Origin of the sequence: Rhizobium sp. RHZ01 (assembly GCF_014851595.1) — a bacterium.
Classification (GTDB): domain Bacteria; phylum Pseudomonadota; class Alphaproteobacteria; order Rhizobiales; family Rhizobiaceae; genus Rhizobium; species Rhizobium altiplani.
Window position 1 is genome coordinate 116,223 of record NZ_JACUZZ010000015.1, and the last position, 14,267, is coordinate 130,489.

Sequence of the window (14,267 nt, forward strand, 5' to 3'; positions counted from 1 at the left end):
GGCGATGCGGATTGCGGTTGGCGGAATTCATACGGAATGCAGCACCTATTCGCCGGTGCTGATGGCGGTCGACGATTTTCGCGTCCTGCGCGCAGCCGATCTCCTTGCTTCCGACTATTTCAGTTTTCTCGATGCGGAAGGGGTTGAACATCTCCCGCTACTTCACGCACGCGCCGTGCCCGGTGGTCCGGTTTCGGCTGTTGCATATCAGGCGTTCAAGGCGGAGTTTCTTGATCGATTGAAGGCTGTCCTGCCGGTCGACGGGCTTTACCTTGCAATGCATGGCGCCATGAATGTCGAGGGCATGGAGGATGCCGAAGGCGACTGGATCGCGGCGGCCCGCTCCGTCGTCGGTCCGGACTGCGTGGTCGCTGCAAGCTATGACTTGCATGGCAATGTCAGTCAGAAGATCGTCGACCAACTCGACATATTCGCGGCCTATCGCACCGCACCGCACATCGACGTCAGGGACACAATGATACGTGCCTGGTCGATGCTTGTGGACGCCTTGAGATCCGGCAGACGACCGAGTGTCGCCTGGGCTCCGGTGCCGGTGCTCTGGCCGGGCGAGCGAACCTCGACCGAGGACGAGCCAGCAAGAAGCCTTTACAAGGCGCTGCCCGACATCGACCGGCGCGCCGGCATTCTCGATGCAAATCTGATGATCGGCTATGTCTGGGCGGACGAACCGCGGGCGAGCGCCTGCGCGGTTGTCACAGCGACCGACAGACAGGCGGCGGCACGGGCAGTTGAAGAGATCGCCACATCCTATTGGAATGCGCGGGAAAACTTTGTTTTTGGGCCGGTGACCGGGCCGCTCGAACAGATGCTTGAACTGGCGGAGGAAGCCTCTACAGCGCCTGTGATCCTAGCGGATTCAGCCGACAATCCGACAGGCGGCGGTGTCGGGGATCGCGCTGATGTGCTCAAGGCTTTGCTGGAGCGGCGGTTTGACGGGGCACTGCTTGCCGGCGTTACGGATCGGCCGGCTGTCGAGGCGTGCTTTGCCGCTGGCAAGGGCGCAAGGATCGGGCTCGATATCGGTGCGACGCTTGACCCGTCGAGCTCGCCTGTCCACGTGGTAGCAGAGGTTGTCTTCCTCGATGATCCCGGTACCTTTGACGAGCGTCAGGCGGTGGTGCGGACCGGAGGGATTACGGTCGTGCTTGCTGGCCGCCGACGGCCCTATCACAACATCGCCGATTTCACGCGCCTTGGGCTCGATCCAAAGTCTGTGCGCATGCTGGTGGTAAAGTCGGGCTACCTCTCTCCGGAACTTGCGCCGATCGCCAACCCAAACCTGATGGCGCTGACTGAGGGGGTGGTGAACCAGGACATAGAAGCTCTGGTGAGCAACCGACGCATCCGGCCGGTCTTTCCCTTTGACCGCGACTTTGCCTATACGCCGCAGGCACGCCTTTCGGCGCGCTGGAAAGACTGATTTATTTCCTGGCAGGTTTCGGCCTCGCGTCGAACCTGTTAAGGCGTCTCGATCCGCATCGCCGGTTGATTTCCTTCCCTCGACCCATCATGACCCGTTTTCTGCCTGACGTATTCCGCAACCCGACAGTTCGGGTCAGCATGCTTGCGATCTTCGCCTTTGGCTTTGCCGGCGCGGCGACCTCGCCGTATCAAGCGGTCATCGCGATCCGCGAGCTTGGCCTGAGCAATGGGCTCTACTCGGCGCTGATCTTTGCTGCAGCAGCCGTCAATGTCACCGTCAGCATCCTGCTCGGCAATCTTGCGGACAGACTTGGTGAGTTCCGCAGGCTGATGCTGTCGGTCGCCGTGTTCGGCATCTTCGGCTATGGCGCGGTCTACGTCTTTCCGACACAGGCAACCTTTGTCCTCAGTGCGCTGTTGCTGCTGCCGATCTACAACGCGCTCAATTCCCTGCTCTTTGCCAATGTGCGCGCCACCACCAACGGGATGCCACGCGGTGACGTGGCGACGGTAAACTCGGGCGTGAGAGCGATGATTTCACTCTCCTGGGTGCTGGTCCCAGGGTTTGTCGGCATACTCCTTTCGCGGTCAACAAGCATGCTGCCCGCCTATCTCTTCGCAAGCCTTGCCTGCCTGGTGTGCCTCTGCCTGATCGCCGCGTTCCTGCCACGCCAGAGCGGAACCGACAATGCAGCCACGCATCATCTTTCCTATCTTGCTGCACTCGCAGAAGTCATCTCACCTCGCGTCTTCGTCCGCGTGATCGCGGTGGCGCTCATCAGCAGCACCCTTCACGTGAACGGTGCCATCCTGCCACTGATCGTTACGGGCCCCGCACGCGGGACGGTCGGCGATATCGGGATCCTGGTTGGCATCGTTGCCCTGCTCGAGGTGGTCTTCATCGTCGTCTGGGGCCGTGCCCAACGGATCATGAGCCACGTTACGGCGCTGGCGATCGGCACGATCATCTATGTCGTGTACCTTCTGTTGCTCGGCTTTGCCTCTGCGCCATGGCATGTTTACGCCTTGACCCTCATCAGTGGTGTCGGCGCGGCAGCGCTCATCAGCATTCCGATCACCTACCTGCAGGATCTGATAGCCGAGCGGCCGGGCCTTGGCAGTGCGCTGATATCCGTCAACATCTTTGTCAGCGCGGGGCTGAGCGCCCTTCTCTTTGCGATCGGCACTGGCGTCAGCGGCTATTCCGGTACGGCAATCATCGGTGCTGCAGCAGGGCTTTGCGGGCTTTTCCTGCTGCTTTTCTTTGACGGAGACAAACGGCGCTGAGACCGGCATATCTCCAACCAGCGCCCTTCAACTGCAAATGCCCGCCGCGGAGCGCGGCGGGCATTTGCTCTCTTGGCTTGGGAGAATAAGCCTCAGATGTTGGCGAGCAACTCGTTGATGCGCTGTTCCATATCGGTGAGCGCTGCATCGATCTCCTTCTGACCGGTGATCGCAGCACTCATTTCCTGGCCGATAATGTCCTGGATCGCAAACTGGCGCTGGACGGTCGACGGTAGCGGAGTGCCGAGCGTGGCGATTGCCGAAATCGTGTCGCGATGCGGCAGAGCCTTGAACTGATCGGAAGCCAGAACCGCCTTGACAGCTGGCAGGTGGCCGGTCCTCGACCAGTCGAAGTCGTTGTCGTGGAAGAACTTCAGGAACTTGCCGATGGCAGCTGTCTGCTCGTCGCTGCGATCCTTCTGCGACACTGCCCAGCTGTGACCGTCGGCATATTGCGCCTTCTTGCCCGGGAAGAGCTGCGGATAGGGATAAACGGCATAGCCGCCGGCGTTCAGCGCGGTACCTGCTTTTTCGGAGGATGCCGTATAGTCGCCGATGACCCAGGTGCCGTTCAGGTGAACGCCGCCCTCGCCTGCGAGGAAGGCGTTGATGCCGGCCGCATAGTCGAGATCCTTGGTGGTATAACCGTTGTCGTAGATCGCCTTGTACATCTCGAGGACCTTCTTGGCCTCGGGCGTATTGATCTTCACCTGCTTCGGATCGGCAAAGAAGTTCGAATCCTGCTGGAACAGGTAGGTATAAAGATTGCGGGTATAAAGCGCGACTTCGTTCGCCAGGTTCTGGACAAAGTATGGCTTGCCGGTCTTTTCCTTGAACTGCTTGGCCTGGGCCATGAGTTCATCAACGCTGGTCGGCAACTTCGGCGTGCCGTCGGCGTTGAGGAGATCGGCCTTTTTGAAAAGGTCCAAGTTGATGTGGTACAGCATGGTCCAGTTGTCGATCGGCAGACCGTAGATCTTGCCGTCCTTGGTCACGCCGTTCAAGCTGGCATCGGTGAAGTCGGAAGACGCAACGCCAACGGACTTCAGGACGTCGTCCAGCGGCATTAGCAGGCCCTTGGACTGATAGTCAGCTAGTACCGACTGGTGGATAGTAACGATATCCGGCGGGTCGCCGGCAGCGAACTGTGCCGTCAGCTGGTCATAACCCGGCCATTCCACGGTCGTCACCGTCACATGCACATCCGGATTGTCCGCGTTGAACTTGTTAATGAGCGAGGTGATGATACCGCATTCCCCGACAGCCTTTCTGACATCGGTATTGGTGCCGAAGTCGGCATCGCACGCGCCGAAGAAGCGCTGAACCGTCAGTTCGGTGGCGGCAAAGGCCGGGCTTGCGCCGGCAAGGGCGATCACCGAGGCCGCCGCAAGCATGTATTTTCTGAAAGTATGCGTCATTCCAACTCCTCCTCTTTGGGGTTCCCCACCCCTTGACGTGAGCCCCCTCCTCGGGAGCCGGTTGCACTTAAAACGTGGTCCCTGTCGCCAGCCCTAGCGCACGGCAGTGCCGGATACGGCCGTCACGATGTATTTCTGGAAGAACAGGTAAAGGATCAGGATCGGCGCGCTGGCGAACACTGCCTGGGACATCAGGAAGCCGAGACCTTGAGACTGCGCGAAATTCATCTGGGTCGAGGCGATCCCGACGGTCAGCGTAAACATCTCCTTGCGGGTGCCTGAGATCAGCGGCCAGAGATAGTCATTCCAGGCGCTGAAGAAGGTGAAGATGCCAAGTGTTGCCTGCGCCGGAATGGTGAGCGGCAAGAGCACCTTCCAGAAGATCTTGAAGCGGCTGGCGTTGTCGAGCAGGGCCGCCTCGTCCAGCTCCTTGGGGATGGCGCGAAAATACTGCGTCATCAGGAAGACACCGAAGGGTGCCGAAAGCCCCGGCAGGATCAACCCAGGATAGGTGTTGTGGAGCTTCAGCCAGCCGAAGATCTGCTGGCGGGCAATCAGCACGGCCTGTTCCGGCACGGCAAGGCCGAGCAGCACGATGACGAAAAGCACGTTGCGGTAAGGAAAGTTCAGCCGCGCGAAGCCATAGCCGGCAAGCGAGGAAAGGACCAGCGTCGCGAGCGTCAGGCCGCCCGAAACGATGGTGCTGTTTAACACCCAGCGGAAAACCGAGGAGGTGCCGATGACATCGATATAGTTCTTGATCGTGTAGGGCGCGCGGAAGACGGAGTTCATGTCCAGCATGAGTTCCTTGTTGTCCTTCACGGAGAGCGCCACCACCCAGACCACCGGCGCCACCATGACGAGGGCCAGCGCGATCACCAGGCCGAGGATGATGCGGTCACCCAAGGTGCGACCGACGATATTGCCCGAGACAGATCCGCTCATCCCTCTTCTCCCTTGCGCCGCGTGGCGATGTACTGCGCCATGGCGGCAATCAGGATCATCATGAACAGGACTTCGGAAGCGGCAGCACCGAGGCCGAGGTCCCACTTGGTGAAAGCGGCCTCGTAGATGTAGAGGACGACCGGCTTGGAGACGTTGTTGGGGCCACCGTTCGTCATCAGCCGCGCCTGGCCGAAGAGCTGGAACTGCAAGACGATCTGGATGATGACGACGAGGACGAAGGTGCGCTTGATCGAGGGCAGCGTGATGTACCAGAGCGTGCGCCAGCGGCTGGCATTGTCAAGGGCTGCCGCCTCGTAGATCTCGCCAGGCACCTGCTGCAGTGCCGAAAGGAAGAGCATCATCGGCAGGCCGATGCACCACCAGACGGTGGCGATCGCAATGCCGATCATGGCAATCCGCGGATCGGAGAGAAAAGCGGGCGCAGTCGCTCCGAACCAGCCGTAGATCGTCGCCAGCAAACCGAAATTGGCGATGAAGACGATCCGCCAGATCAGCGTCACGATCGTCACCGACAGGACCGAAGAGGAAAAATAGAAGGCGCGCAGCACGGCAGCGGTGCGGGTGCGGCGGTTCAGAGCCAGCGCCAGAAGCAGGCCGATGATCGCCAGCGCCGGCACCGTCAGGAAGACGAAATAGAAGGTGTTGCCGATCGCCTGCAGGAAGATGCGGTCGTTATAGAGGCGGATATAGTTGGTCAGGCCGACGAACTTGCCGACGCCAAAGGCGTCCGCCTTGTGCAGGCTCAACCAGATACCCCAGAAGAGCGGCACGACGAGAAGGGCCATGAAGACGATGAGATAGGGCGCGACGAAGAGGGCATTGCGCCATTGCGGCGCATTGATGTTCTGGATGTTGCGCCGTTCGGCGTCCGTAGCCGTCGCCTCGGCACGATCGAGTGCCGCCTCAGCCATGACCGGCCTCCTCATTGTGCCAGGCGTGACCGGTATCATCAAAGAGATGCGTGCGCGTCCCGTCGAGCGTCAGCCCCACCTCGTCGCCGATTGCCACGCGGCTGTTGCCGATGTCCTCGGCAATGACGACGCTGCCATCCTTGAGACGCGTATAAAGAAGGGTGCGATCACCAAGACGCTCGAGGACATCCACCTTGCCCGTCGTCGTCGCAGCAACGCCGTTGGCGAGCTTGACGGCCTCTGCACGAATGCCCAGCGAGTACTCGCCACCCTTGACCCCAGCTGCGCGGATGGCGGTCTTGAGTTGCGTGCCGTCGGGAAGACTTGCGCGCAGGAAACCGTTTTCTTCCGACAGGGCGACGGTCAGGAAGTTCATGGTCGGAGAGCCGACAAAAGTGGCGACGAACCGGCTTGCCGGACGCGAGTAGATCTCCATCGGCGTGCCGATCTGCTCGATCTTGCGATTGTTCATGACGACAATGCGGTCGGCGAGCGTCATTGCCTCGATCTGGTCATGCGTCACGAAGATCATCGTCGATCTCACCCGATTGCGCAGCTGGGCGAGCTCGACGCGGGTGCGAACGCGCAACGCCGCATCGAGGTTGGACAGCGGTTCGTCGAAGAGGAACGCCTTCGGTTCCTTGACGATGGCGCGGCCAATGGCGACGCGCTGGCGCTGGCCGCCGGACAGCTGGCCGGGCTTGCGCTCCAGGAGGTGGCCAATCTCGAGCATGCGGGCTGCTTCGGCAATTCGCTTCGAGATCACATCGCTCGATACGTTGATGTTGCGCAGTCCGAAGGCCATGTTGTCGGCAACCGTCATATGCGGGTAGAGCGCATAGGACTGGAACACCATGGCGATGTCGCGTTGACCGGGCGGCAACGTGTCGATGCGCTCGCCATTGATGGAGATCGTGCCGCCATCCACGCTTTCGAGCCCAGCGATCATGCGCAACAGCGTCGATTTTCCGCAACCCGACGGCCCCAGGAAGACCAGGAACTCGTTGGCCTTGATCGACAGCGACAGGCCGTCGAGGACGGTCATCGAGCCGTAGCGCTTGGTGACATTCTGAATTTCGATATTCGCGGTCATCCGGCTGCTCCTGGATTGCAGTCAGAACCCGAAAAACCGATATGGACACATGGCAGGCATGCTGAGAGCGAGTTTGCATCCGCTTTTATCGGCGAATGTCCCTCAGTCAGTGATAGTGCCAGAACAGAAGCTGTCGCTCCCATCTCTTCCTCCCAGTGGCACGTCAAAACCGGTGCGCTGACGTTAAATCATACAATTGCTTTGTCAACACATCGTTTGATATGTATCAGCAAAGCGGATTTATATTATGCCTGCAGGCGGATCATCCTGTAGGAGAGTGGCGCGATCCTGGCGCTGAGCTTGCCATCGGCGAAGCTCGTTCCCGTAACGGCCTTCGCCACGACGTTGTCGGGCTTGTCGGCGGTATTGGTGATGTTGAGATCCGCATGGGCCACGACCTGATCGTCGATGACCCGCAAGGCGCCGAATTCGAGGAGGCTCGCATCGAGATCGAGCGTCTCGGTTCCGTGGCGGTTGACGATGAAGAAGGTCACCGTCTTCTTGTCCGCATCATGGACCGCCGATACGTCGAGGTAGGGCACATCTCCAAGGTCGTCGACCTTGTAGCTCGGGCTGTCGACCATCAGTTTCAGCGCAGTTCCACGCCCGTAGACGGAAGCGAAATAGTAGGGATAGAAGATCGTCTGACGCCACGCCGGGCCGCCCGGGACCGTCATGATGGGTGCAATGACGTTGATGAGCTGCGCCAGGCAGGCAATTTTGACGACATCGGCGCGATTGATGAAGGTATTGAGAATGCAGCCAACCTGGAGCACGTCCTCGAAGTTGTAGTCGTCTTCCAGAAGGGCCGGCGCATGCGGCCAGCCATTGGCGCCGGCAAGCGTTGCCTTGTCGCGCTCCTTGGAGTGGTACCAGACGTTCCACTCGTCGAAGGAGATATAGACGTTCTTTGCCGAGCGCTTCTTCGCCTTGACGTAATCGATGACGCCTGCGACCGTGCCGATGTAATTGTCCAGCTCGATGCTGCGGGCGAGATAGTTGGCCGTGTTCTTTGCGCGGTTTTCGAAGTACATGTGCAACGAGATGTAGTCGACCTCATTGTAGGTGTGGTCGAGGACGGTTGCCTCCCACTCCGGGTAGGTCGGCATGTGTGCGTTGGACGAGCCGCAGACGACGAGTTCGAGGGAGCTGTCAAAGGCGCGCATGGCCTTGGCGGTTTCATGTGCCAGACGGCCATATTCGTCCGCCGTCTTGTGGCCGATCTGCCAGGGTCCGTCCATTTCGTTGCCGAGGCACCAGAGCTTGACGTCCCAGGGCTCCTTTCTTCCGTTGGCAATGCGCTTGTCACTCCACTCGCTGCCGCCAGAATGATTGACATATTCGAGGAAGTTGCGCGCCTCGTCGAGACCACGCGAACCGAGGTTGACGGCAAGCATCATCTCCGTATTCGCCGAGACACACCAATCGGCGAATTCGTGGATGCCGACCTGGTTGCTTTCGGATGTATGCCAGGCAAGGTCGAGGCGGGTCGGACGATCCTCCTTGGGGCCGATGCCGTCTTCCCAGTTGTAGGCCGAGACGAAATTGCCGCCGGGATAGCGCACGATCGGAACATTCAATTCCTTGACGAGATCGATGACGTCCCGGCGCATGCCGTTCTCGTCTGCGGTCGCATGATCCGGCTCGTAGATGCCCGTGTAGACGGCCCGACCGAGATGCTCGATGAACGAGCCGTAAAGGCGCGGGTCGATGTCCGAGATCGTGTATTTGCTGTGCGCTGTAACCGCGGCCTTCATGAGATCCTCCACTGTATCGCCATTTGTGATTTGTATCACAATTTGAGATGAATAAAGCGGAAGCCCGGGGCGTGGTCAAGACCAAAATGCAGAAAATCGGACAGACTTACCGAGTCTTGAGACGCAGCAGAATGTCCTGGTCGTAATTGCCGAATCCGCGCCCGAAGATGTTGATGCCGCCAGGATGTTTGGCGTTGTCGCGCACACCGATGCGCAAGCGGATCGAATGATGTTCGTCGAGCTTCAGGTCAGCGAGCGTGATCTCGGAAATGCGCAATCCATCGACAAAGGCGCCGTCGTCATTGATGCGGAAGTTCTTCAACTTGCCGTACTGCGATCCCTTCAGTTTCCACCAATCCGGGGTGAATACACCGCGTTTGTCGCCAAAATCACCCGGAGACGTCCAGGTTCCGATATCGACCCCGTTGACCGTCAGGGTTATGTCGGAGGGCCAGTCGGCGCTGGTACCGGGAACCTCGGAGCTTAGCTCCATCAGGAACTCGATTTCGCGGATGCTGGTATTCGTCAATCGCGCATTGTTGGGAAACTGATATTCAACATGCCCGCGTGTGAACCAGATGAGCCCCGCCTTCATGCGGTCGGGATCAAGGAAGGTATTGGGCACATCGAGCAACCCGATGATGCCGTCGGCCGAGCAAAGTCCGCAAGGCGCCGTCACCTCGAAGCTCGTATAGAGACCAAGCGGCATCGATACCTCGATCGCGTCTGGTTCAGTTTCCTTGATTTCATTCTTGAAGACCACCAGGATCTCGTCATAAACACTGCGGCAGACCTTCTGATTGCCCTTGCGGGCCTTCTGGGTTTCTGTGTGGATAAGCCCCGCCTCTTCCAACATCTGGACGTTGGTCGACACGCTGGATTGCGGCAGATCAAGGATATCAGCTATTTCGTTGACGTTGAGCGCGCCCTTCTCGTGGAGAAGCTTCAACACCGCCACGCGAGCCGGCGATGCCAGTCCCTTGAGGATAGGCATACCCTCTTCGGGGTCGACGACAAGGAAGCTGCGGCTCATGGGGCTCCGATCGGCACAGGAAAAGATTACGCAATTGGTTCTATATCAGAGATATTGATTTAATCAATCGGGCCGCCGACTTTATGTGCCCGATAGCAAAAGTCCCGCGGCGATGCCGCGGGACCTCTTGGGGCCGTGACCGGGAGAGAGATGGTCAGGCGGCCTGAACCTTGCGGCCGGTGCGCGCCCATGCAGGCAGCCAGTCACCGTGGGCGGCCAGCAGTTCGTCCACCATCGACCAGATCTGGTCGAGGTCGAGTTCGGCCGCTGTATGAGGGTCCATCATGGCTGCATGATAGATGTGCTCGCGATTTTCCGTCATCAGCGCCTGGACCGTCAGCTCCTGGACATTGATGTTGGTGCGCATGAGTGCTGTGAGCTGCGGCGGCAGGTTGCCAATGAACGTCGGCTGGATGCCGGATGCATCAACGAGGCACGGCACTTCGGCGGCGCAATTGGACGGCAGCGACGTGATGCAGCCATTGTTGCGGACGTTGCCGTAGATGACGGACGGCTCACCCGTCCATACCGAATTGATGATCGAGGACGCGTATTCCTTCGACTGCTTGACCTCGATCTTGTCGGCCGAACGGTAGGCCTCGGCCTGCCCCTTCCAGCGCTCGATCTGTTCGATGCAGCGCTTCGGATATTCGTCGAGCGGAATGCCGAACTTCTCGATCAGATCCTCGCGGCCCTCCTTGATGAAGTAAGGCGTATATTCGGCAAAATGCTCCGAGCTTTCAGTGACAAAGTAGCCGAGACGGGTCAGCATCTCGTAACGGACCTTGTTCGGGCAACGCGGGTTCCAGCCGGGCTTCGGCGCACGGCCTTCGCGATAGGCGCGCACGAGATCCGGATAGAGATCCTTGTAGGAGCCATCTGGCTGGCGATGTTCGAATTTCAGATAGAAGGCCATGTGATTGATGCCGGCCGAACGGTAACGGATATCCTCGTAGGGAATGTCGAGGTCGTGGGCCAGTTCCATTGCCGTGCCCTGCACGGAGTGGCAGAGACCGACCTGCCTGATCGTGGGATATTTTTCCGCGATCGCCCAGGTATTGATCGCCATCGGGTTGACATATTGCAGCATGATCGCCTCGGGGCAGACAGCGAGCATGTCCTCGCAGATCTTCCAGAGATGCGGCACTGTTCGCAGGCCCCGCATGATGCCGCCAACGCCAAGTGTATCGGCAATCGTCTGGCGCAGACCGTATTTCTTCGGGACTTCGAAGTCGGTCACTGTGCAGGGCTCGTAGCCGCCGATCTGGAAGGCGACGACGACGAAGTCGGCGCCAGCAAGGGCCTTGCGCTGGTCTGAATAGGTTTCCGCCTTGGCCTTGACGCCAAGCGTCGAGATCAGCTTGTTGACAACGATGGCGCTTTCTTCAAGCCGCTGCGGGTTGATGTCCATCAAGGCGATGGTCGCACCCGACAGCGCCGGGCGCTGCAGAACGTCGCCGACGATGTTCTTCATGAAGACGGTGGAGCCAGCTCCGATGAACGTAATCTTTGGATTTCTTGCCATTATAACCTCCGGCATGTGCAATCAGGCGACTTCGAAAGCGGCTTTGACGAGCCGTTCCGTGTAAGCGGTCTTGGGATTGGTGAGAACTTCGTTGACGGGCCCCTCCTCCATGATCTTGCCATGCTGCATGACGATCACACGGTGGCAAAGGGCGCGCACGACCTTGAGATCGTGCGAGATGAAGAGGTAGCTGAGGCCGCGCTCATCCTGCAGCTTGCGAAGCAGTTCGATGATCTGGGCCTGGACGGAAAGGTCGAGCGCCGAGGTCGGTTCATCGAGCAGGATGAACTCCGGCTCGAGCGCAATGGCGCGAGCTATCGCGATGCGTTGGCGTTGGCCGCCGGAAAATTCATGCGGGAAACGCGACAGGATATTGCCCGGCATGCCTGCCGCAATCAGCGCCTCGCGAACACGATCGAGCCGCTCTGCCCTGGTCGCGCCCAGTTGGTTGACGACCAACCCTTCCTCGATGATCTGGCCGATCGTCATGCGCGGGTTGAGCGAGGAGAACGGATCCTGAAAGACAACCTGCATGCGTGAGCGAAGCGGCCGCATCTCGGCGCGGGATTTGCCATGGATCGGCAGCTTGTCGAAGAAGATCTCGCCGCCATCAGGGTCGTTCAGTCGCAGCAGCGCCTGTCCGAAGGTCGTCTTGCCAGAGCCGGACTCGCCGACGAGACCCAGCGTTTCGTGACGTCGTAGCGTCAGGTTCAGGCTGTCGACGGCGACCAGTTCCTTCAATTGCGGTTTGAAGAAACTGCCGTGGCGCATCATGAAGGAGACCCTCACGTCGCGCGCCTCGAGGATAATGTCAGATCCTTCGGGCAACGGATTGGCCTGCCCACGCGGCTCGGAGCCAAGAAGATGCCTGGTATAGGCGTGCTGCGGATTGGCAAAGAGGCGTTCCGTCGTGTTGTGCTCGCGCATTTCACCATGCTGCATGACGTAGACATAGTCGGAGAACTTCTGCACCACCGTGAGGTCGTGAGTGATGAGGATCACCGCCATTCGCAGTTCCGTCTGGAGGCTGCGAATGAGGTTGAGGATCTGGGCCTGCACGGTAACGTCAAGCGCCGTCGTCGGTTCGTCTGCAATCAGCACATCAGGATCGTTGGCAAGAGCCATGGCGATCATCACACGCTGGCGCTGCCCGCCCGACAGCTGGTGCGGATACTGCTTCAGCCGCGCTTCCGGATCGGGAATCTGCACATGGTTCAACAGCTCCAGTGCCCGTGCCTCGGCTTGTTTGCGGCTGATCTTGCGGTGGACACGGATCGCTTCGATGATCTGGCTGCCGATCGTGTAGATCGGGTTCAGTGAACTCATCGGCTCCTGGAAGATCATCGAGATCCGGTCGCCCCGCAGTTTGCGACGCTGACGCTCCGAAAATGTCAGGATGTTGTTGCCGTCATAGTGGACGCTCGACTTGTCCGAGACGGTTGCACGCTTCGACAAAAGACCCATGACCGTACGGGCAGTCACGGACTTGCCGGAACCCGATTCGCCGACAATGGCGATCGTTTCGCCGCGGTAGAGCTGAAAGGATATATCCTTCACCGCGTCGACGATGCCGTGCTCGACCTTGAACTTGACGCCGATATTGCGGGCGTCGATGACGGGTTTTTCCTGATGCGCCTCGTGGTCGTGGCGCACCGGCGGAGCGAAGGAATTGACGAGTGAGAGAGCCATCTTCATCACCTCAATAAGGATCGACCGCGTCGCGCAGACCGTCGCCCAGTGCATTGAAGGCGAAGACGGTGACCAGCACGAAGCCGACAGGCGCCAGGATCCAGGGGTAGGTCCCGATCACGGAATAATTTGCGGTATCCTGCAGCATCAGGCCCCAGGAAATCAGCGGTGGCTTTACGGCGAAGCCGAGGAAGCCGAGGAACGATTCCAGCAGCACGACGCTCGGGATATGCAGGGTGACAGCAACGATCACGTGGCTCATCACGTTCGGGAAGATGTGCTGGAAGATGATGCGCCGGTCAGTGGCGCCAACCGCCATGGCGGCGCGCACATAGTCTATACGGGCGAGTGCCAGCGTCTTCCCGCGAACTTCGCGCGACATTTGCGCCCAACCGAGTGCCGACATGACGACAATGACAAATGCCAGGAACACATTGGTTGGTGCGGTGACCGGGATCAGCGACGTCAGGGCCAGATAAAGCGGCAACTGCGGGAAGGCCAGGACGATTTCCACGAAGCGCTGCACCCATGCATCGAAGGTTCCGCCGAAATAGCCCGACACCATGCCAACGGTTGTTCCGACAATGGTGACGATGAAGACCACGGTCAGCGCGATCATCAGCGAGATGCGTGAGCCGATAATGGCACGCGAGAGGATGTCACGACCAAACTTGTCGGTTCCGAGGAAATGGACCGGTTGACCATCGACCGATCCGAAGAAGTGGCGGTCGGCAGGAATGAGGCCGAGGAGCCTGTATTCAGCGCCTCTCACGAAGAAGCCGAGATAGCGTGGGTTGTTATAGTCCGGCCCGACGATTGGCTGGAACGTGACCGGATCGAGTTCCTCGGATTCGCCGAGCGCATAGACGCGCGGCGGAAAGGCGAAGTTGCCGTCCTTGTCGCGCAGGCTGACAAGCTGAGGCGGGGCGAAGCCAACATCGGTCGCCTTTGGATCCATCGGCGCGAAGAAATCCGCAAAAATTGCCATGAAGAGCAGCAGACCGACGAGGATCAGGCCCATCATGCCTGTCCAGGAACGCCGCAGCCGGCGCCAGACGAGCGAAAGATAGCTTTCATTGCCGTTATGCGGGTGCTTGGTGATTTCCTCGTGCGGTGGCGGAGGAGCTGAATCGAAGGCGAGCATG

General features: G+C 59.5%; 11 protein-coding genes. 2 read left to right on the forward strand and 9 right to left on the reverse strand.

The genetic code is table 11. The features are described from left to right. Positions 1-4 precede the first annotated feature (4 nt). A complete protein-coding gene (locus IB248_RS17030) occupies positions 5-1,441 on the forward strand; it encodes a M81 family metallopeptidase (protein WP_192241309.1) in 1,437 nt (478 codons plus the stop codon). Positions 1,442-1,449: 8 nt separating this feature from the next. Further along, entirely contained in the window at positions 1,450-2,730 is a 1,281-nt protein-coding gene (locus tag IB248_RS17035; protein ID WP_348648607.1) for an MFS transporter, read from the forward strand. A gap of 92 nt (positions 2,731-2,822) precedes the next feature. Here the strand turns inward: IB248_RS17035 and IB248_RS17040 are convergent, their stop codons facing one another. From IB248_RS17040 to IB248_RS17080, 9 genes are all read right to left on the reverse strand, one after another. Beyond that, positions 2,823-4,148, reverse strand: coding sequence for an extracellular solute-binding protein (locus tag IB248_RS17040; RefSeq protein ID WP_192241311.1), 1,326 nt, complete (start codon positions 4,146-4,148; stop codon positions 2,823-2,825). Positions 4,149-4,241: 93 nt separating this feature from the next. After that, positions 4,242-5,093 carry a carbohydrate ABC transporter permease gene (locus IB248_RS17045; protein ID WP_025661268.1) on the reverse strand — a complete coding sequence of 284 codons (852 nt, stop codon included), beginning with the start codon at positions 5,091-5,093 and terminating at the stop codon, positions 4,242-4,244. Further along, complete coding sequence (locus IB248_RS17050; protein WP_192241312.1) at positions 5,090-6,025, reverse strand: sugar ABC transporter permease; 936 nt, start codon at positions 6,023-6,025, stop codon at positions 5,090-5,092. The genes IB248_RS17045 and IB248_RS17050 overlap by 4 nt, the downstream gene beginning before the upstream one ends. Then, positions 6,018-7,118, reverse strand: coding sequence for a sn-glycerol-3-phosphate ABC transporter ATP-binding protein UgpC (gene ugpC / locus IB248_RS17055; RefSeq protein WP_192241313.1), 1,101 nt, complete (start codon positions 7,116-7,118; stop codon positions 6,018-6,020). The genes IB248_RS17050 and ugpC overlap by 8 nt, the downstream gene beginning before the upstream one ends. Before the next feature lie 245 nt (positions 7,119-7,363). Next, positions 7,364-8,875, reverse strand: a complete 1,512-nt coding sequence (locus tag IB248_RS17060; RefSeq protein ID WP_192241314.1) for an alpha-N-arabinofuranosidase — start codon at positions 8,873-8,875, stop codon at positions 7,364-7,366. 106 nt (positions 8,876-8,981) lie between these two features. Next, a complete protein-coding gene (locus tag IB248_RS17065; protein WP_025661264.1) occupies positions 8,982-9,908 on the reverse strand; it encodes a helix-turn-helix domain-containing protein in 927 nt (308 codons plus the stop codon). A 154-nt stretch (positions 9,909-10,062) separates the two neighbouring features. Next, positions 10,063-11,433 carry an alpha-glucosidase/alpha-galactosidase gene (locus tag IB248_RS17070; RefSeq protein ID WP_018858445.1) on the reverse strand — a complete coding sequence of 457 codons (1,371 nt, stop codon included), beginning with the start codon at positions 11,431-11,433 and terminating at the stop codon, positions 10,063-10,065. A gap of 21 nt (positions 11,434-11,454) precedes the next feature. Then, positions 11,455-13,122, reverse strand: coding sequence for an ABC transporter ATP-binding protein (locus IB248_RS17075; protein ID WP_025661263.1), 1,668 nt, complete (start codon positions 13,120-13,122; stop codon positions 11,455-11,457). A gap of 10 nt (positions 13,123-13,132) precedes the next feature. Further along, on the reverse strand, positions 13,133-14,266 hold the full coding sequence (locus IB248_RS17080) for an ABC transporter permease (RefSeq protein WP_018858447.1): 1,134 nt from the start codon (positions 14,264-14,266) through the stop codon (positions 13,133-13,135). Position 14,267: the final 1 nt, after the last annotated feature.